This window comes from Methylococcus mesophilus (assembly GCF_026247885.1).
Taxonomy (GTDB): domain Bacteria; phylum Pseudomonadota; class Gammaproteobacteria; order Methylococcales; family Methylococcaceae; genus Methylococcus; species Methylococcus mesophilus.
The window spans coordinates 2,320,718-2,340,910 of the sequence record NZ_CP110921.1 but is presented as its reverse complement, the minus strand read 5'-3'; the positions used below and the strand labels follow the sequence as shown (position 1 = coordinate 2,340,910).

Annotated in this window: 17 protein-coding genes; 13 read left to right on the top strand and 4 right to left on the bottom strand. The window is 53.6% G+C overall.

All coding sequences use genetic code 11. The features are described 5' to 3' along the window. Positions 1–154 precede the first annotated feature (154 nt). The gene (locus tag OOT43_RS10955) at positions 155–1,129 is read left to right on the top strand and encodes a helix-turn-helix domain-containing protein (RefSeq protein ID WP_266020617.1); all 975 of its coding nucleotides are present in this window, start codon (positions 155–157) and stop codon (positions 1,127–1,129) included. A 60-nt stretch (positions 1,130–1,189) separates the two neighbouring features. Here the strand turns inward: OOT43_RS10955 and OOT43_RS10950 are convergent, their stop codons facing one another. From OOT43_RS10950 to OOT43_RS10940, 3 genes are all read right to left on the bottom strand, one after another. Further along, positions 1,190–1,696 (bottom strand): AAA family ATPase, encoded by a 507-nt coding sequence (locus OOT43_RS10950; RefSeq protein ID WP_266020616.1) that lies wholly within the window; start codon positions 1,694–1,696, stop codon positions 1,190–1,192. A gap of 62 nt (positions 1,697–1,758) precedes the next feature. Then, positions 1,759–2,064, bottom strand: a complete 306-nt coding sequence (locus OOT43_RS10945; RefSeq protein ID WP_266024893.1) for an EthD family reductase — start codon at positions 2,062–2,064, stop codon at positions 1,759–1,761. Positions 2,065–2,249: 185 nt separating this feature from the next. Then, positions 2,250–3,056: a GlcG/HbpS family heme-binding protein gene (locus OOT43_RS10940; protein WP_266020615.1), complete on the bottom strand. Its 807-nt coding sequence runs from the start codon at positions 3,054–3,056 to the stop codon at positions 2,250–2,252. Between the two features lie 647 nt (positions 3,057–3,703). Here OOT43_RS10940 and OOT43_RS10935 point away from each other — a divergent pair. The 9 genes from OOT43_RS10935 (at position 3,704) to OOT43_RS10900 (ending at position 14,211) form a co-directional block, all read left to right on the top strand. Next, a complete protein-coding gene (locus tag OOT43_RS10935) occupies positions 3,704–4,102 on the top strand; it encodes a VOC family protein (RefSeq protein ID WP_266020614.1) in 399 nt (132 codons plus the stop codon). A gap of 123 nt (positions 4,103–4,225) precedes the next feature. Beyond that, positions 4,226–4,444: an addiction module protein gene (locus tag OOT43_RS10930; RefSeq protein ID WP_266020613.1), complete on the top strand. Its 219-nt coding sequence runs from the start codon at positions 4,226–4,228 to the stop codon at positions 4,442–4,444. 471 nt (positions 4,445–4,915) lie between these two features. Beyond that, positions 4,916–5,968: a helix-turn-helix domain-containing protein gene (locus OOT43_RS10925; RefSeq protein WP_266020612.1), complete on the top strand. Its 1,053-nt coding sequence runs from the start codon at positions 4,916–4,918 to the stop codon at positions 5,966–5,968. Positions 5,969–6,512: 544 nt separating this feature from the next. Beyond that, positions 6,513–8,111: a hypothetical protein gene (locus tag OOT43_RS10920; protein WP_266020611.1), complete on the top strand. Its 1,599-nt coding sequence runs from the start codon at positions 6,513–6,515 to the stop codon at positions 8,109–8,111. Positions 8,112–8,215: 104 nt separating this feature from the next. Then, entirely contained in the window at positions 8,216–9,586 is a 1,371-nt protein-coding gene (locus OOT43_RS10915; protein ID WP_266020610.1) for a hypothetical protein, read from the top strand. A 138-nt stretch (positions 9,587–9,724) separates the two neighbouring features. Beyond that, entirely contained in the window at positions 9,725–9,964 is a 240-nt protein-coding gene (locus OOT43_RS20585; RefSeq protein ID WP_394358007.1) for a transposase, read from the top strand. A gap of 1,132 nt (positions 9,965–11,096) precedes the next feature. Beyond that, entirely contained in the window at positions 11,097–12,065 is a 969-nt protein-coding gene (locus OOT43_RS10910; protein ID WP_266020609.1) for an AraC family transcriptional regulator, read from the top strand. 1 nt (position 12,066) lies between these two features. Next, the gene (locus OOT43_RS10905; protein WP_266020608.1) at positions 12,067–13,080 is read left to right on the top strand and encodes a helix-turn-helix domain-containing protein; all 1,014 of its coding nucleotides are present in this window, start codon (positions 12,067–12,069) and stop codon (positions 13,078–13,080) included. Positions 13,081–13,239: 159 nt separating this feature from the next. Next, complete coding sequence (locus OOT43_RS10900) at positions 13,240–14,211, top strand: AraC family transcriptional regulator (RefSeq protein WP_266020607.1); 972 nt, start codon at positions 13,240–13,242, stop codon at positions 14,209–14,211. A 213-nt stretch (positions 14,212–14,424) separates the two neighbouring features. Here the strand turns inward: OOT43_RS10900 and OOT43_RS10895 are convergent, their stop codons facing one another. Next, positions 14,425–15,009 carry a TetR/AcrR family transcriptional regulator gene (locus tag OOT43_RS10895; RefSeq protein ID WP_266020606.1) on the bottom strand — a complete coding sequence of 195 codons (585 nt, stop codon included), beginning with the start codon at positions 15,007–15,009 and terminating at the stop codon, positions 14,425–14,427. Between the two features lie 878 nt (positions 15,010–15,887). Here OOT43_RS10895 and OOT43_RS10890 point away from each other — a divergent pair. From OOT43_RS10890 to OOT43_RS10880, 3 genes are all read left to right on the top strand, one after another. Next, positions 15,888–16,883, top strand: a complete 996-nt coding sequence (locus OOT43_RS10890; protein WP_266020605.1) for a helix-turn-helix transcriptional regulator — start codon at positions 15,888–15,890, stop codon at positions 16,881–16,883. Between the two features lie 475 nt (positions 16,884–17,358). Then, complete coding sequence (locus tag OOT43_RS10885; RefSeq protein ID WP_266020604.1) at positions 17,359–18,000, top strand: hypothetical protein; 642 nt, start codon at positions 17,359–17,361, stop codon at positions 17,998–18,000. Between the two features lie 1,381 nt (positions 18,001–19,381). Next, entirely contained in the window at positions 19,382–20,017 is a 636-nt protein-coding gene (locus OOT43_RS10880; RefSeq protein ID WP_266020603.1) for a hypothetical protein, read from the top strand. Positions 20,018–20,193 lie beyond the last annotated feature (176 nt).

Here is a 20,193-nt window from a genome sequence, read left to right as displayed (position 1 = left end):
CACCTGAAAAACTCATGAAAGCATTCGATCGTCCGCGCGGTCTTGGACAACTGTGCAGAAACGACTTGGCAAAGCGTGCACTATACTTGTGAGCCTACTGTGATAGCATCGGCCCGGGACCGGGGGTGGCGTGAATTCAGAAATAGGATATTCCGTGAGTGACAACTGGGCTATTTTTTCCAGCGATGATCTGTCTGAAAAGGAACCCTTCGACGTCTGGTGCGAAATGTTTTCCAGGAGGATGCTAGGTTTCGATGTATTACATGTCGACCCACGTCCGTTTTTTACGGCAGCGAGCTTTTTCTCCCTGGGAGCTGTCAAGATAACGTCGATGACGTCGACTGGAGAGCATTATCACCGGAGCCGGAGTCTCATTGCAGAGGACGGACGTGATGATATTGCCTTGGCAATCTGCAGGGCAGGCTCCTGTGAGATCGAGCAAGGCAGGTCACGGGTACTTCTGCGAAAGAGTGAAGCGACGTTATTCGACGGTGGTCATGTGATGGAAGGGAGGATAGAACCTGCCTCCATTGCGGAGCATCAAGAGATGACAAATTTGTGTCTTCCGAGAGCTGAATTATTGCGGAGAGTGCCAAAAGCGGAGCAAATGCTGCTGAAGCCGTGTTGCGGACAAGAACAGCTCAGGTTGTTGTCGAGTTACCTCGACATGGTGAGAAATAACGACTATGGGCGCGCGCCGGATGTTAACGAGATAATCGGTGGACATATCATCGATATCATTGCGTTTATGCTCGGTGGACGCGAGATCGCTGATGCTGCGACAGGGGGGGTGCGCGCGGCTCGCCTCGCTGCGTTAAGAAAGTATATTGAAAGCCATTATACCGAGCATCATCTGTCGGCGGATGACATCGCTGCCGCTATGAAGATATCAAGGCGATATCTGTACGATTTGTTGGATGACACGGGAGAAAGCATAACTCAGGTGCTCAACCGCCTGCGGCTCAATAGGGCTCGGAAAATGCTGGGCGATCCCAGGTATAGCCATCTCAGTATTGCTGAAATCGCATTTGAATCCGGGTTTGGCGATCTTTCCTATTTTTATCGCCGATTCCGACTACAATTCGATGATGTTCCTGGGGAGTTCCGCAGACGCAACATGAATCGATAGCGAATAGCAGCAATTTCGTAAAAGATCATTTATTCCCTAAATGTTTATCATCCTCACAGTCTACTGATTTGCGGAAATAAAGGAAATACGCCGTTCGCGGCACTCGACTGAATCAGGTGCTTCCCAGAGATTGTTGGCGATTTCGAACATTTCGTCGGGAACTTCCATACGGAAGGTGCTACCCTTCTCGATATTGCGTCGTCGGACTCTTTGCCGTCTGACCTCCTCTGGGGTATCCAGCACGTAGACCTTGAGCTCAAATTCCGCAGCGTCCACCCGGCTGTAGAAGTCTTCTCGATCCTGTCGTCGAATCAGTCCAAGTTCCAGCACGACGCTCGTTCGGGTGTCGATCAAGTCACAGGCGATATTCCAAATCTGGTCAATGCAACGACGTTTCCGCTCCAGGTACCATGGAATAATGTCTGTGTCTGGACGATCAGGCCGGAAAAGTGTCGCCATCCAGTCGTCGAGGATGAAGCGAGGAGCGGCATTCATTAAACAGAGTCGAGCTGCAAATGTCGATTTGCCTGCGCCAACGGGGCCTTCGACGAGATGAATCGCGGGCATATGGAGTCCTGAAAAAAATCGATCTCAGAAGAATGATGCGATTTTACCGAGAAATTAGCACTTCATTGAATTGAATAATTGGCTCGATGTCTGTGTAGTTTGCCATATCCCCCCCGTAGTGCCTCCGAATTAGGCGTGAATGCTGCTAAGAAATCGTCCGCGGATTTAAATAAAAAATTGCATATCGCGATAAAGTGTGGCTCCGATCCGAGAGGCGTGCCGCAGATGCCGAGTTCGACTGATATCCCTTGGAAGCCGGGGTGGGTCCCGAGGAGACTGATGGTCAGAGGTATATGTGATTCAATGTAATACGTAGTGTCGAATCGGGAGGATTCATTGTTAGGATACAGGATGCTTATTTTTATCATTGATCGATGGCAGGGTAGCTGCGGTGCCCAGACAAGCCTGGATTGTAAGGCAAGAATTAATGGCCGATATTTCGTGATGCTCAATAAATAATTGTCTTCCTGTTGCTAATGGCGGATGTGGGGTAACGAGAAACGCCGGCGAATACCGGCGTTCTTTTTTGCGGAAAACGCCTTTCGATGTCGATTTACTGCGCCGGGCCGTAAATCGAACCAGCGCTTACGTCCGCCCCCGGATTATAGGGACAGGTCGGGTGACCGAAACCGCTGAGACTGGCTTGATTGCCGATACCATTGTCCTTGATGATGTCCTGGATCATCGCGTCGTTTTTTCCGGGGGATATGCCGTTCGGGACATTCTTGACCGAGAAATTTCCGCCAGCCAGTGATTCCCGCACTTTCCAGGCCACGACGTGGTCGGTGCAAGATGTGTCGCCCGAAACGCCGATGGCACCGATCTTCCGCTTAGAGGAGTTGTACAGCGCAAGGCCGCCGCCGAATACGTTGATTCCGCCGATACGCTTGCCCTTCATAGGGTCGATTTTCGTACCGAATTTGAAGGGGTTGCCCGCGTATGACAGGGCCGGATCGATAGGGTTGCTGGCCTGCAGCCCATAGAGGCTGCCGCTGGGCTGGGTTGCAGAATAAAGGTTGGCCGTCGAGATGGCGAGCTCACCGGTGCTGAAAGCATTGGCGGCATTGGCTTTCTGTGCCGAGATATTGCGACTTCCCAGCCAGATGTCGGCCGATGCATCCTGCGATGAGCTCAGCGAATTGACGACACTGCAGACGGTGCCCCAGCCGTCCACCAGGGTCAGCCACATCGGAAAGCCCAAACCGCCGTTATTGAGCGAAACGACACTGGCGATCGTAGACTTCACGGAGTCGTAGGTCAGTCCTTGCTTTTCCAGCTCGGCGCAAGTATCGGCCATGGCGGCGCTTGAACAAAGAACAAGGGAACTCATTGCTCCGATTATTTGTTTGACGTTGTACATCAGAACCCCGTATCTACTATATTTTTTGAACAAACGAAAATGACGGTCCGAAAGGAAAAGTCGACCGTCACCGGCTGCGATACCCGGCACCGAGAGTCTATAGATAAAGCGAAGAATTTGTCTTGGACAAATGCGTGTGCACGCGGAGACAAGTCCGAACTCTCCATGTCGGTTATGATATCGACCGGCCCGTAGGACCAGCGAATCAAGTTGCCAGGATATGAGCGATTGTCCACCAAACGAGGTGTTGAATGGCAAGACATAGATCGCCTCTCAACCCCAAGGGTCAGAAAAGTCTTGCGCTCATCTAGTCTATGGAAACGTCATGGACGAATTGAGCGGCCCATGATAATTCGCTACATGTCGTGTGGCGGAAGGTAGTACAGGTGATATGGAACATTTTGATCTGATATGGAATAACCGTTCATACCCCGCTTTTTTGCTGGGAGCGCGGCATCCTGGCCGGTTTTTCGGCGGGTGGGACGCTCCGCTCCCAGGGGGACTGAGCGGCTACACGAGCCTTGCGCACCGTTAAACGATGTGCCAGCCTTCAAAGACTTACGTAACACCAACGATCGGTTAGCCACTCTCGGTGGATCAAGCCTTTCGCCCTCCTCAATTTCGATAAATTTCTTAGGAGCGACATCATGACCAACAAATGTCAGCAACACGGCGCGTTCAGCTGGTGCGAACTGCTCACCTCCGACGCCGAAGCCGCGAAGCGGTTTTACGGCGCCCTGTTTGGATGGCAAATGGAAGAAGTCAACCTCACGGGCATGTCTTATACCGTTCTCAAAGCAGGCGAAAAACCTATTGGCGGCATCATGACGATACCGCCCCAAGCGGAAGGCACGGCCCCGCAATGGGGTGCCTATGTCACCGTAGAGGACGTGGATGCCACTGCGAAAAAAGCCGAGGAACTCGGTGCCCAAATCTGCATGCCGCCGACCGACATCCCCTCTGTCGGACGGTTCTGCGTCTTTCGAGATCTCCAAGGCGCAAGCATCGCAGCCATCAGCTACAACTTCACCAGCACCTGCGGTTAGCCCAGGTAGTGTGCGCTGAAGCGTGATATTGACGGTAACGGCCCGTTCCATCTTCGTTCCGAAACGCGCCCAGTTAAGGAACCGGCAGACCTCCCGAAATTTTGACTACGTCGAGGCGAAAAGATGACTTTGACCCTTGAACAACTTGCCGAGGAGGCGCTGGATCTGCCAAGCGAAGGGCGGGCTTTGCTGGCGGATCGTCTCGTCGAGAGCCTGGACCCTGCCAAGGACGGCTACGTTCGTCGGCTTTGGACGGCGGAAGTACGTCGACGCCTGGATGAGGTACGGGCAGACCGCGTCCGGACAATCACCGGCGACGAAGCGCTAGAACGGGCGCAGTGAACATTGGCCCAATGAGGCTGGAGTTTCATCCAGAGGCGCTGGCAGAGTGCGAGGGCGCAGCGCTGTATTACGCGTCGTACCCCCGCATTTTTGCCGGGAACGCGGCCATTCTGACCGCCTTCTCAGCGGGCGGGACGCCCGCGCTCCCAGGGGACTGAACAAATACGATATGGATGTATATAGTGCGGGTTTTGAAACGGTAAATTACCTGTATGTGAAATTAGGCGACATTGAGTGCGGATAATGGTTAATGTATTTGTCTTCAGTGATTTAATTTTTTAATGTAATTACTAATTGAAGGTTGCATTTAAATCGTGTCTTCCGTTTGAAAATCTCTGAGTCCACTTGGTTTTTATGTTTTCTTTGGCGTACCCTAACTTTATCCTTTGTTTGTTCGAGAGCTGAAGATGCTTGTGATGTTCAGTATTGATTCCGCTGTGTTGGAGGCGGATAACAAACAACATGGTTCCAATGAGCGAAATAGAAAGTGAAGCTATGGGTTCAGAAACCCCCTCCTATTCCAGTATAGATTATCCTGAAAAAGAACGGTTCGATATATGGCGTGAGATGTTTGGTAGAAAAATTGGCGGATTCGATATGGAGCACTCCGATTCGCGCCCTTTTTTCAATCAAACACGGTTTTTCTCCTTCGGGGTTGTAGGCATGTCTCGTCATGCCACTACCGCAATACGTTTTCGCCGAACTCGAGAAATCATTGCCGGCGAAGATCAAGACTTCTTCGGCGTGGCGATATGCGTAGCCGGAACCTGGGAGGTGATGCAAGGACAGCGCCGAATGATACTGGAAGGCCGCACGGCGGGGCTCATTGATTCGAGAAAGGTTCTGGAAGGAGGGCTAGGACCAGATACGGCCGAGGGTCATCAGAGTTTATTGAGCTTGCGTGTCCCTAGAGAGGAATTGGCCAAGCGCGTGCCGAAAGTCGAACGCCTGGTGATGTCTCCTTTTCGCAGTCAAGAAGGGCTCAACCTGTTACGGGATTATCTCGGCATGCTGGAGCGGGAATTCATAAATCAGTATCCAAATCTGGGGGAGCTGGTTGGCGACCAAATTCTCGACATCGTGGCTTTGCTTTGTAATGACAGAGAGGCCAGGGAGCCCAGTGCTGGAGGTGTTCGGGCTGCCCGGAGGGCGGCTGTCATCCGCTATCTGGAGAACCACTTCACGGAGCCCGGCCTTACAGCAACACAGATAGCGGCCGAACTGAAAATCTCGCGGAGATATTTGTATGATCTGCTGGATACAGAAGGAGAAAGTGTTACTCAGATACTAAACCGTTTACGGCTTGCTAGGGCAGGCCGGCTGTTAGCTGACCCGAGATATCGTCATTTCGACATTGCGACTATCGCGTACCAATCTGGATTTAGCGATCTTTCATACTTCTATCGCCAGTTCCGCCAGCGATTCCAGGAAACGCCGGGAGCTTTTCGCGTTCGATGCGTGTCCCAAGGCGATACGGAAAACCAACTATCCGATTCGGAAAGGAAGGACATCTCCTTTTTTTAGTTTCGTTCGGCGATCGAATTTTCTGGAATATATCCAGTACCCCGAAATTTCAAAAACCGCACCATTTTCAGCGTTCTTTCTGTGCGGCTATCAAGTCTTCCTGGCGCTTTCGGCACCTACCTGCCGAGCTTGAGTTTTATCCTCTGCCATTTTGAATGAAAGCAGGTGCGATGACAAAAATCTCGCGGCGTGCGCTAGACAGTCATTGTCTTCGGCGTTCGGCATCCGTGTTGCCTTGTTACTTACTTTCTTCCAGGGCAATGCGGATGCACGCTTGTCCAATTCGGGGATGCACTATGTTCCAAGACGGAGCCTCCGCAGGAAGTCACTATTCGTGTTTGGTGCCAAGTCTATTTGATTTCCACGATACGCGGTCTTTAATAGGTTTTTGAACGCTTTTGTATTATCTCTAGTCGCGGAAAGATATGGTTATTTTTGAGCAAAGAGATTTAATTCGGGCAAAATTAAAATGGTGAAAAACATGGGTGCGTTTGATTTTAATGGGGTCTTGCGGTGTAAGTCACAAGGTGGTCACTTTACTTCCATGAGCGTTTCCGCCCTCTGTTTGATATTTACCTGCCAATGGGTTGGGGCAGAAAATACAGGCGGTGCCGTCAGTCCGAAGACGGTTGCGGCAGGCACGGGACAAACGGCATCCGACCTGCTGCCGTCGTCGGGCTGGTCCGGCTGGCCTACGGCCCATGGCAACCCGGATAACAGCGGCTTCGTCCCGGTCGTAACTGCGCCTGCGGTGACTCCCAGCGCCGTTGTCGACGTCGGGCCTCTTGCCGCCGGCGTCAATCCCGTCGCTGGCAAGGACGGTAGGGTCTACATCGGAAATCTGAAAGGCGAGCTGGTCGCGCTCGACCCGAATGGTTCCGTGCGATGGCGAAAGCTCCTCGACCCGTCATGCAGCGATCGATTTTGTTTGCCCTTATATGGAAATGCCCTGGTATCTCCGCTGGTAAGCAAAGACGGTTCGATATTTGTCGTTTCCGGTTACGGTTACAGGGATCACCGTCTGGGCGATTCTATACATAGCGCCAATTCGTTTTTGCACAAATTCTCGCCGAGCGGCGAGAAGATAGCGACCGTGTCGCTTCCGGAGCATAACCTAGCCACTGGAGCTTCGGGGGCGCCTAATCTGTGGGACTATAACGGCACCGAAGTCATTATGCTGCCGGTGCATTTCGGCGTTATGGGCGAAGTGCATTTGGTCGCGTTTTCCACAACGCTCACTCTGCTCGACGACGAGAAAATTCCGGCGTACGGCGATTTGATCGGTGGTGGGCTTGCCGATGCGCCTATGTGGGAAAAAGTGGTCGCGTGCGTGCTTAATCCTTTAGAAGTCATTATTGATATTTTCCAAAACGCGACCTGTTCTCCATTTGTTTACGGCGGATTTGTGGCGATCCCGGAGCAGAGGGAGGACGTCAATTCGATATACCGTCTGCTGGCCAGTGGTCTGGGTGTATATGGTGAGAGTCCGGACATGGCTATCCGTCAACATGCGCAGGGAGAATCTCCGCGTATTTTCGCCGTTAATGGCTGGAGTGACGAATGGGGTCCGAAATATTCCGCGCTGAGCGTTTATACCTTCGATCCCGCGAGCGGTTTCCATCTCGCCGATAGTCATTATTATGACGATATGGGGATCACTGCCTCGCCGACGGCACTGGCGTCAGGCGATGCCGTGGTAGGTTTGCGTTCCCGAGCCGAAAGGGACTCAGGCAGGTTGAGTTTCGAACCGGCAGGAACCTATCACTGGTGGGATACCTCAATTTACGCTACTCCGACGCTAACGCCTAACGGTCGCATTGCGGCGATCTCGTGGAAAGGCAATCTGGGTTTGGTGCATAACACCGGCGTTGAGAGACGGGACCAGTTCGATGGGTACTCCTTCGCGTCAGCAGCATCTTCCTGCACACATTTGTACGTTGCGGTGGAAAAGGAATTGGTCACCGTCGACTTGACCACCATGAAATGGATCAACCGTATGCCTTGGACTGACGGTGGACAGCATTCCACCATCATCGGACCGGGCGGTCATGTTTACGCCACCAACGAGCACGGCATCTACGTGTTTCCGCCCGTTCCCGGCCGCAATCCCACGAATCTGACCGGCACCCAGTGCGTTCCGTGACACCGTGCCTTTCGATCCGCCTGCGGGAGAGTGTTATTTCTATAGGCGGGGTACGGCGAAGGGAAAATAGGAAATCAGACAGTCGAACTTCATGAGGTTAATACATGTTTAGAAAATCTTCGATACATATTGCAGTGCTTTTCGGACTGACGGGTTTGACGTCGGCGGTACACGCTGATATTGCCTACACTATTACCGAAATTAAAGTGCCGGATAGCAGCCTTACGACGGCGAGAGTTCTGAATAACAACGGCTTGATAGTGGGTTATTATTCGGTCGACGGACTCCAGCACGCATTTGCCAGTCAAAATGGCATATTTTCCGAACCGGCTACGCTGGGCGGCAATTTCGCCACCCCCAGGGCGGTCAACAACAGCGGCACGATCGCCGGAGAATCCGCCCTTGCGGATAACCAAACCTACCACGCTTTTGTCAGCCGGGCCGGGCAAGCAGTGGACCTGGGGACACTCGGCGGACAGAACAGTTTTGCCTACAGTATCAATGCGTCGGGGCAAGTGGTAGGCCGTTCGGATCTGGCGAGTCCAGGGAGTTATCATGCGTTTATGGTGGATGCCAATGGCGTCATGTCGGATATGGGCACCCTGGGTGGAAACAACAGTGAGGCTTTTGGCATTAACGATTATGGGCTGGCGGTTGGTACCAGCTCAGGTAGCTGGACTGATGAAACGGGACAGTTGCGCACGTTCTGGCATGCCTTTTCTAAACAATATGGGGGGATGGTCGACCTCGGAACACTGGGAGGGCCGAATAGCGAAGCCGTCGCAGTGAATGCCAACGGCCAGATCGCGGGCACCTCGGATACCTCTTTCAATCAGGCGCAGAATCAAGTCCATGTGTTTGTATACCAATATGGGGCGAAGAGCGATTACGGCAATCTAGGCGGGTTGAATTACGCCAGGGCGCGTGGGATCAATAATTATGGGCAGGTGGTAGGCGAGGGGTTGGTCGCCGATCGTAAGTGGCATGCCTTCGCGAGCCAGCACGGTGCCTTGGTCGACTTGAACGGCCTGATCGATCCGGCCTCGGGTTGGACATTGGAAGAAGCACTTGCCATCAACGACAACGGAGAAATCCTCGCCATTGGCGCAGGACCGAGCGGCTTCGGTTCTGTGCTATTGAAACCCGTGAACACCGCGCCGCCTTCGGTAACTATCCAACCGTCGCAGGTTTCCAAGACGGTTACTGGCACAGCGGTGATCAGCGCTACGGTCTGCGCGAACATGACGGGCGGACAAGCCCCTTTACGCGTTAAGTGGACAGCCGTGGGTTTGGGCGCCTTGTCCGTGTCCGACCCCGCCGACAACTGTCCTAGGATATCGGCGAGCGTCCTTGCAGGTGAGTCGGCGAGAGGAACGGTAACGGCCGTCGTCACCGACGCCCGTGGCCGTACCAGTCAGGCTTCAGCCTCCATCACTTTCATCGCCAAGCTGCCCAAGGGGAAGGTCCCCTTATAAATAATTAGGGACGTTTCTAGAACACGCGCATGATTAGTCCATTTGGACCTTGGGTTCAGATTGGATCGTAGCGTTGGTGCATAATTCGGGGGGCGCGCCATTCTATGCGGCCCAACGAACCTGAAGTGAGCTCAGAGTGTGTCGAGGCGGGAGTTACCGGAGAGCCAAACGGCTAAACCCAAAGATAAATATCGGGTGACGAACTGCCCGGACTACGACCGGCCACTATTTCGGCGCGGCGATGTTACGGTTTGGTTGGAGGAAGACTTCTTGCGTCATCACTGGCAGGGGAAAGCTACCGGCAACCGGGGGACGCCGTTGAAATATGCGGATACAGCGCTCGGAAAATGCCAGGTACCGCGTCAAGCAACTATTTGATGGCAGCCTGGCCTCTCCCCTGTTCGAAACCCAAGTGACCGAAGTTCATGTGCGTATCGCCGCGATGAATGTCAGGAACTACCTCGGCGTGCCGATTTCGGTTCGGGTAGGGGCCGTTCCGTCCTGAGGAAAGCGGAGGGTAAGGGAAACGTTGCCTTTGGTCCATCTATGCATCAACGCCGCGAGCGGTACGAATGGATGAAGGCGAGTCTGTAGGAGCCGCCTTGAGCGGCTCCCTATTTTAAGGCGTCTTTGGGGTGCTAACCCAATAAGTCTCCCCCGGCTTTGCCGGGGTCATTTTATTTGCCCGGGCCCGGTAATTCAGCGCGGCTGCCGCAGTCGTACGCACTGGCGGTCATGATTCCGCTGAATTCTCCGGACGATTTATAATCGCCCAGGACAATGTGGCTTACGCCCAATGCAGATGCCTCTCTCGATGCGGAGGCTCTTGCCTGAAGCAGCCAGCTCCCAAGGTTCTTGCCGTAACGGGACGACACCGTGATCGATTTCAGGAATCGGCAATTCCTGATTTCACTCTCGGTGACGAAGTCGAGAGCCGCTCGCGCCTCTCCAGCGCCCGTACAAACGATCGGCATGAATCCAAATATAGCTGCCAGTCTCACTAACATGGTGGGTTTCTCTTTTCAGATATTGATAATGCAGAAGATTTATTGTTCGAAGTGGCGCTCAGCGGGATGCGCCGCCGGATCTCTGGAGTGACAATGACAGCATTGGACTTGCCGCCCGGTCTTGGACGATCGTGCAACCGTCGATTGGTCAGGAGTGCGTAGGTTTTATGGCATGCCGTGCTAACATCGCACGTTAAGTCGAAGGGTAGCGCCGTATGGATTCAGGGGGGAGTCGAGGGCAACAGAGGTTACTGCGTCGACTATGTGGGGACGGCGATGGAGGGCGCCGGCTCGAGGCCAAGGATGACTAATTACTATCTGAATCCGCGCTGATTTTTGCGATAGGGGGTCGTTGACCAGTAGAGGGCGTATCGCGGCGGTAAAGGGGGGGTATAAACTATGAAAAATCCGAAAGTGAAAGGGGTTGCATGATGGCTGGGAGAGGGGTGATATTTTCCAGCTCCGATCTGCCAGAAAAAGACAGATTCCACATTTGGCGGGAAATGTTTTCATTGAAAATGGTCGGCCTGGATGCGTCCCATACGGATCCGCGCCCGTTTTTTGTCAAGGCGAAATTCCTCGACTTGGGTTGCGTGAAGGTGGCTAGAAGTACTGGGACATCGGGAAAATATTTCCGGACGCCCAAGCTCGTTGCCGCCGATGGGTATGATGACTTTGCATTCAATATCAACGTGGCGGGTCGCTGGGAGCTTACCCAATCCCGACGCAGAGTCGTCATGGACGGTCCCGGCGCCACATTGGTCAATACCGGGGCCGTGGCCGAAGGCGCACTCGTATCTTCCTCGTTGCGGGAACACGTCGAGTTCGTGAGTTTATGCATTCCTCGACAGGTTTTGCTGAAAAGGCTACCGCAGGTCGACCGTTTGGTGTTGACGCCGATCGGCCATCAGGAGACCTTGAGATCCCTGGAGGCTTATCTCAATTTGATAGAGAGCCAGGGCATCGGCGACGATCCTGCTCTGGGCGTTCTTGTCGGCGAGCACATTCTGGATCTTGTGACCTGCCTGCTCGGCCAAGGCCAGGATGCACAGGGTGAGACGCGGAAAGGAGGGCTGCGCGCTGCGCGCTTGGCTGAATTAACCAGTTTTCTTGAGAAAAATTACAGGTGTCCCGGCCTGTCGGTCGATGATGTGGCGAGCGCGCTGAATATTTCGAGAAGATATTTATTCGACCTGATGGATGAAACGGACGAGAGTTTCACCCAGATGCTCAACCGCTTTCGGCTGGAACGGGCTCGGCAACTATTGACGGATCCGAATTACGGGCACCTCGGCATCGCTGACATCGCTCTTGATTCGGGATTCAGTGACCTTTCCTATTTTTACCGGCAATTCCGTCGCCGCTTCGGCGAAACGCCGGGGGCTTTCCGGGTTCGGGGTAGTTCCTCGAGTGGTTTCGGAGAAATGCCCTCCATACAGAATGAGAAGAACTTGCTGGTGGCCAGGCGGTGATATGAACGAGAAAGGGAAATTGGTGATATCAAGCGCCGATTTGCCTGAAAAGGAGCGCTTGGATATATGGCGGGAGTCGTTTTCGGTAAAGATGGTTGGTGCAGAAATTTTCCACGCCGATCCGCGACCCTTCTTCGTCCAGGCCAGTTTCCGCTTTCTCGGATCCGTGAAACTGGCCTGGAGCACCAGTACCGGTGCTCGCTACCGTCGGACCTCCAAACTCGTTGCCGCGGATGGAAACGACGATATCGGATTGCCCATTTGCTTTGCAGGATCCTGGGAAGTCGTGCAAAGCAGGGGGCGCCAGATTCTGAATCGGGGAAACGCAACGCTGTTCAATCTTGGCGCCGCTGCCGAGGGCGGCTTGGCATCTGATTCTTCGCAGGAACATCAACAGTTGTTGAGCGTGTGTCTTCCGAGAGAGAAATTGCTGAGAAGGGTACCTCGAGCCGAGAGGTTTCTGCTGAGGCCATTGGTCGGCCAGGAGGCGCTCCGGCTGCTACTGGATTACCTCAAGATGATAGAAGAAAAAAATCTTGGGCAAGATCCGAATCTGAACCAGCTCATCGGCGAGCATATTCTGGATATCGTTGGCTTCCTGCTCGGCTCTCAAAACAAGGCGGAGCCGAATGCAGGCGGTATGCACGCCGCTCGGCGGGTGGCGTTGGTGCGCTATCTGGAGGAGAACTTCAGGGAGCCAAATCTATCGGTTGACGCGATTGCAGCGTCCATGAAGATATCCAGGCGGTATCTGTATTACCTCCTGGACGAGACGGGAGAGGGCGTGACTCAGATGCTCAACCGATTGCGGTTGGAGCGCGCCCGGCAACTGCTCGCCGATCCGAGGCACGGGCACCTCGGTATCGCGGACATCGCTTTCGACTCGGGCTTCAGTGATCTCTCCTATTTTTACCGGCAATTCCGTAGCCGCTTCGGCGAGACACCTGGGGCCTTCCGGAGGGGGGCAAAAATCTTACCGTGTGATCATAGGGGAATCCCTGGTCCAGGACAGTAAACATTTGGGGCTGCTTTAGCCATCATGACCAGATCGCGGCAAATCTCTTAGTGACAGATCAAAGGGTCCGTTTCATGCGGTCACAGCTTTCCTTTGCTCAGTCGCGGCTAGTTGAGCAGCAGGATTTGTGCAGGGGTTTCTCAGTAAAAAGGGGGGCAGATGGTTGGTGAATGGGGGATTTTCTCGAGTGCCGACTTGCCGGAAGAGGATCGTTGCCATGTCTGGCGCGAAACGTATTCTTTGGAAGTAGTCGGCTTGGACGTATCGTCCATAGATCCGCGCCCTTTTTTTGCTAGGGTGCAGTTTCTCGATATGGGGAACTTAAAATTAGCCAGGACTACAGGAACTTCCGGCAAGTATCATCGGACGCCCAAGCTCGCCGCCAAGGATGGGCGTGATGACTTCACACTCAATCTAAATATATCCGGCCGATGGGAGCACGCGACGTCCCGGCAGAGAGTCGTGTTGGATGGTCGGGGGGCAACTTTGCTCAACACGGGCGTGGCGGCGGAAGGAGTCACCTCCTCTGCATCACTCGGAGAGTATGTTGATTTAGCGAGTTTGTGCATTCCCAGACAGGTACTGCTGAAACGGCTACCCCGTGCGGACCGTTTGCTGATGAGTCCGATAGCTGATCGGAAGACGCTGAGCTTGCTGGAAGCCTATCTCAAATCGATCGAGAGCCTGAGTCTTGGCGATGACGCCGACCTGAGACACCTTGTCACCGAACAGATATTGGATCTGGTTATATTTATGCTGGGAAAGGAGAAGTGCGTCGAAGGGCGGACGGGAGGGGTGCGTGCAGCACGCTTAGCCGCATTGACCCATTATCTGGAAAGGCATTATAGGCGTCAGAGCTTGTCGGTCGATGACGTCGCAACCGCTCTTAATATCTCAAGAAGATATTTTTTTGAGCTGATGGATGAAACCGGTGAAAGTTTCACGGAGGTGCTCAACCGCTTGCGGCTGGATCGGGCTCGGCAATCGTTGGCCGATCCTAATTATCGGCACCTGGGCATAGCGGACATTGCTCTTGATTCAGGATTTGGCGATATTTCCTATTTTTACCGCCAATTCCGTCGCCGCTTCGGCGAGACTCCAGGCGCGCTCCGTGCGCAAATTTCTCCTTAATCGATCAGAATCCACGATCGGTTTTCCCTCAGCCCGCATATTTTCGGGCGGCCAAACCCCGCCCTTCTCATGTTTGGGCGCCCGGCTTCTCGTCCGGCATTCAAGTGATCCGGTTCGTCAGCGAATGAAGTAGGTTCGCTGCGTACTCACCGCAGGACTAAAATCATCCGACTCAGCACGAGATCAATCGCAATTGCTGAGCGAATACCGGTGTTACCTTGATAGTTCCGGGTGACCTCGAAGCGCCAAGTCGATCAATATTTCTGCTGCGGCACGAGCCGTCACGATGGCGTCCGAGTTCTGCTTCATTTGCTCCGATACGATCGCACCTGCGAAGAGCAGCGCCAATTGTTGCGCTAAAGCGTCAGGGTGTGCCGCATCGGCGGAGCGCGCAAGTTCCGCAATGTATCCCCTGAACTTATCGTAGAACTCGGCGGAAACCCGATGGACCGGATTGTCTTCGAGCGGAAATTCCGCCGAAGCATTAATGAATGCGCAGCCCCTGAATTCCGGTTTTTGCATCCATTCCCCAATGACATCAAAGATCGCCACCAACTTGTCTCTAGGATGCGCAGCCCTGTCATCAATTTGAGCAACGAACCACTGGGTGAAGTCCACATCGCGCCTACGCAGGTACGCAATCACCAAATCTTCCTTTGACGGATAGTATTTGTAGAGGGTCATTTTTGTCGTTCCCGCCGCCTTGACGATGGCGTCTACCCCCGTGGCCTTGATGCCCTGGCTATAGAACAGCTCAGAAGCTGTTTTGAGAATTTGTTCTTTCAGGTTGCGGGTCATGACTCAATGCAGGAAGACAGTGCCCGCTTGCAGCTATACAGAACAGTCTGTATAGTGGCGACTGTATTTACCGGTCAGTATAGTTCGCAGGGTTGTTCCATGGAAAGAGATTACTGTAGAAGTGCAGATTTTCAAAGAGGTTCCCCTCGTCTGCCCTCAAACAACGGCCGCTGGCGAGCCCGGATCATCGCCGTGTCCGGGGACGGTTGTCCGACCTGCCGCATAGGCTGCTGTTCAGCATGTTGGACATCATGAACGGCGCGACCTCCTGCCGGTGCAGTAACCAGTTCGTGCGCACCCATCAGGCGGCATTGAACGCGCGGCCTTCGGTTGCCGGCGGCGCCGCACACCGGCTTACAGTTCGATCTGCAATGCCAAGGCACCGCATTTTCGCGCCCATGCTACGCGCTTGGACGACGGTGCGGACGTGATCGCGCTCGACGGCAAGACCTTACGCGGCAGTCTGGACCGTTTGGAGGCCCGCAGCGCCCCCCAGGTGCTCAGCGCCTTCGCCACAGGACGACTTGCCCTGAGCGAAGTCGAAGGGGCGGACGCGCCGGGCCAGATCCTGATCGAGGATCCCGATAAGGCCCGTGAAAACAGGGCAGTCCATCACAAGCAGCCTGATTCTCCGACCGGGACTGAGCGTCCGCGGAAATGTCGGCGGACATGCGAACGCTGCCGACGGCGCCCTGTGTCTTACGCTGGGTGCTGCCATTCCGCTTCCTTAAACCATCTTGGGCGCATCACGCCAGCAATTGGGCATGATGTCTCCGGGCTACAGATTTCGATCTGCTTACCTGAATGGCACACGGAGTTGTTGTGAGCGGATATTTTGTTCGGAATCTGAAGAGGTTATTCGCAAAACGGGGTGTACGATGACAGGAAAAGGTGTGGTGTTCTCCAGTGCCGATTTACCCGAAAAGGATCGCTTCCATGTCTGGCGCGAAACGTTTCTATTAAAAATGGTTGGCTTGGACGCATCCCGTACAGATCCGCGCCCCTTTTTTGCCAGGATGCAGCTTCTCGACCTCGGGGATATAAAATTGGTCCGAAGTACAGGGACGTCGGCAAAGTATCATAGGACGCTTAAGCTTGTCGCTGAGGATGGGCGTGATGACTTCACATTCAATATAAATATAGCCGGCCGGTGGGAGCACGCGGAATCCCGGCGGAGAGTGGTTTTGGACCGTCCTGGGGCCACTTTGCTCTATACGGGCGTGGTAGCGGAAGGAGCTGTCTCCTCTGCGTCGCTTGGAGAGTATGCTGAGTTTGCGAGTGTGTGCATTCCCAGGTCGGTACTGCTGAAACGGCTGCCCCGCGCCGACCGTTTGCTGATGGCTCCGGTAGGTGATCGGAAAGCCCTGAGTTTACTGGAAGCTCTTCTCAAATCCATTGAAATTCGGGACTTTAGTGATACTCCAGATCTGAGGCGCCTTGTCGGCGAGCATATCTTGGATCTCGTGATCTTCATGTTGGGTCAGGTCCAAGATGCCGAAAGGGAAGGGGCAGCGGGAGGGGTGCGCGCAGCACGCCGGGCTGCATTGACCCATTATATTGAAAAAAATTACAGGTGTCAGAGTCTGTCGGTCGATGATGTTGCAAATACACTCAAAATATCAAGAAGATATTTTTTCGATCTGATGGATGAAACTGGCGAAAGTTTCACGGAGATACTCAACCGCCTACGGTTGGATCGGGCTCGGCAATTGTTGGCCGATCCTAATTATCAGCACCTGGGCATAGCGGACATAGCTCTCGATTCAGGATTTGGCGATATTTCCTATTTTTACCGCCAATTCCGTCGCCGCTTCGGCGAGACACCTGGGGCTTTCCGCACGCTCGGCACCTCTTTGGTCGATTCCGGGAAATAACAATCGGCAGTTCCCGGAATAGCCTCCTCAGACATCAGTCCTGCTCTAACCCCTACTATTTGGCGCTGCGGTCTATCCTGCAATAGGCCTGTTGCGATAGTTGTCCATAAATAAGTAATCCGTTGTGCTAAAAGTTGTCAGAGTTCAGACATCTGTGGCACGCAATAGATTTGGCAGATGTTTGGCGAAATCCTAACACGCATTTCTATCAACTGTGCTGCACTATAGCCCAATCTTCCTGTGCACGTTTGTCCAAGAACAAGAGTACACCCAATGGCACTATCCATGTCCGAACATCCGGTGTTCCCGTGAAGGACTGGACCTATAAAATCCTTTAGTACTGGTCGTACAGGGCCGTCGTCCAATACCAGGATGACGGTATTTGACAAATCTTAACGGGCAGCCGATATCTGATGTTCTTCATCCCTGAACATAGATTGACAAGAATCCCTGCCTGGCAGGAAGGAGAAGCACAGTGAAAAAAGCGATAATCAGCTTGAGCATGGCCGGCTTGACCTCTGTGGCCGGAGTTGCGGTGCCTGTTGGCGCCGCTAACGCGGCCGCCGTTTGTTATGCGTCGAATACGTTTCCCAATGAACGGATCGTAATCGATGTCGAGAAACAGGGAGCCCTCGTGAACCCCTGGCTCGATGCTATCGCCCTTATATTCGGCGGTAAACAGACGGCTTACAGCGCGCATGGCAAACATGTCTGGGCCGCCCAACAAGTAGAACAGGGCGGCGGTTGGGCCGTGGCCACCGCGGCGATCACTGGTACCGTGGACGTCAGTGCGCCTTATCTGTTTACGCAGCCCAACGTCAATGCGATGCAGCCGACAGCAACCGGCGCCCATATGGGCCTATCTGCCGAGTGGGTCACCTTTTACAACGAAAAGAAGCGCAACTCTTGGCCGGTATCGCTGGATTGCGGATCCAAGGAGATGAGTCCTACGCCGGACAAATGGGTCTGCGGCGTCGCTAATGAATTGGGATACAGCTTCATGAATGTGGTATATGCCAAGGTCAATATGGCGGATGACGTGCGGTGCAATATGTTCCAGGCCACCACCCCTTCTGATCTGTCGTTAATAGGAAGCATGACTAATATAGGGAAATAGAAATGTCCGATTGGTTGATGCCTCAATGAGTAACCGTTCAATCATCTGGAAGTCTGGGCTTACAATCCGCGGAAATACCGGCAAAGATGGCGGTGATCCCAAAAAAGAGAATGGGGATGAACGACTATTTCAATCAAGAGTGCAGTCGGGAAACTAAATTTGCCGCCATATCTGGTGGCTGATTTGCCGCAGACCTCGAGACTTCTGCCTCATGAGGTCATAGGTGCTCGATTAGTCGTCGTTGACGGCTGAGGCTCTCCCATGTTCGCCTTGCGGGTTTTGGATAGAAATCCGCAAGGCGAAATCGATATAGATTTCCGAAGTTTCGCCTGAATGGCCCTCCGGCGTTCGTGGAAACCGTTTGATTTGGGCGGGTGAGTCGCAGCGTTCTACGCAGGCGCTTTCGCGACAAAGGCTGGACGTCCGCCCGGTTCCCGTCCAAGCGTCGAGTGGACGCATCGACTGGGGTAGCCGGCGCGGTGAAATTGGCAGAGATATCCACCCCCGAACAAATCGTAGAGTCGTGCCGCTTTGCGTCGGCCTCCGCAGCGGGAAACCATTTCTCGATGGTTGTTCGCAGTTTTCCGCCTGCGCTCAAATACGCGAGTTCTCATCAGGACTGCACTTCGATGGGCACGCTCTTCTGGATACCTTTACACACATGTATTTCATACGCCAAGAACGCAAAGACATGCGGCCATCGTAGGGGACACTTCGACGTGTAAGCTACAACGCCAGAATCCCGGAACACATTGTTCCTCCCTCGGGGTATCTTGGCACATCGTAACGACGCGCAGATGTTGAACGGACTAGTGGGGTAAATGCCCGCCGTGATCGTTTGGTCGACAAGGTAAGAGCAGAACAGGCCGCCCGCGCATAGATGGCATTAATTTCTTGACTTTGAGTAATGCGGGGCTTCCGTGTAGATCGAATGATTTTGTTCCTGTAGATGGTATGACCTGCAGGATTGTCGCCTCCACTCTCCTGCCACGTTGCTCGCAACGGCGTCGATAATATGTCATCTGCCTAAGGGCGTTCTTTTCGAGATATCCGTCTTGGTCATCCTTTAGAACAGGGTTACAGGCTCTTCTCGACGACTGCACTAGAATCCACTGGATGAACGCGCTCTCGTCCAAGACTTTATAAGGGTTCCCTGGCAATATTTCTGCCGAACATCCAGTGTTTCCATAAGAGATAAGCCAGATAGACTGATGGTGGGTGCGAGGGGCGTGTAGCTCCTCGTCTTTTCCGTCGATAGTGTCTGCTGCGCCTCAGGTTTTTGGTTTGGTGTCTGGTGTTCGTGATCCAACATTATTCATTAATAGACATGCTGTTAGTAGGAGAGGGTAATGCTATGAAAAGATCTATAGGCACTTTAGGTATGGCCGGCTTGACCGTTATGGCGGGATTCGCGGCACCCCTTGGGACGGCCAATGCAACCGCGGTCTGTTATGCGTCGGAAATGTTTCCGCAGGAACGGATCGTGATCGATGTCGAGAGGCAGGGAGGGCTTGTCAACCCCTGGTTCGACCTGATCGCGCTGGCGTTTGGCGGTAAGCAGACAGCATACAGTGCACATGGAAAACATGTGTTTGCGCTGTCGGCAGCTGAACAGACCGAGGCTGCGGCAGCTGCTGCCGATAACTGGACCGTGGCTACTGCGGCGGCAACCGGTACGGTTGATGTCAGTGCGCCTAGCCTCTTGGCGCCGCCCGCCAGGGGCATGCGTCCCACCGACTCCGGTGCCCATATGGGCTTGAAAGCTCTTTGGGTGAATATGTTCGACAACCAGGAGACCAGCTATCCGGTGAATTTGAATTGCGGATCGGTGGAGGTGAATCCGACACCGAATACTTGGAGGTGTAATGTATCCAACGAGGCCGGATTCTCCTGGAAAGACGTGTACTATTATAAAGTCAATATCGCGGATGACGTGAAATGTAATATGTTTCAGCCAATGAACCAGGACAATATCAGGTTCGATCGTACCAGGGGTAGCATGAGAGGGCTCCCGTAAAGGAACGCGTGTGAAGTGAAGAGGCACGCGAGCCGGCAGTGCGTTTAAAGGGATTTATTACTATAAAATCAAGCATGTTGTAATCCGTAGCTGAACATCCCAGTTCCGTTCTTTCAAGTAACGACACCTTGTTGCTTGAACAGCAATAGCAGATGGCCCGAGCCATTTCGCCTTAC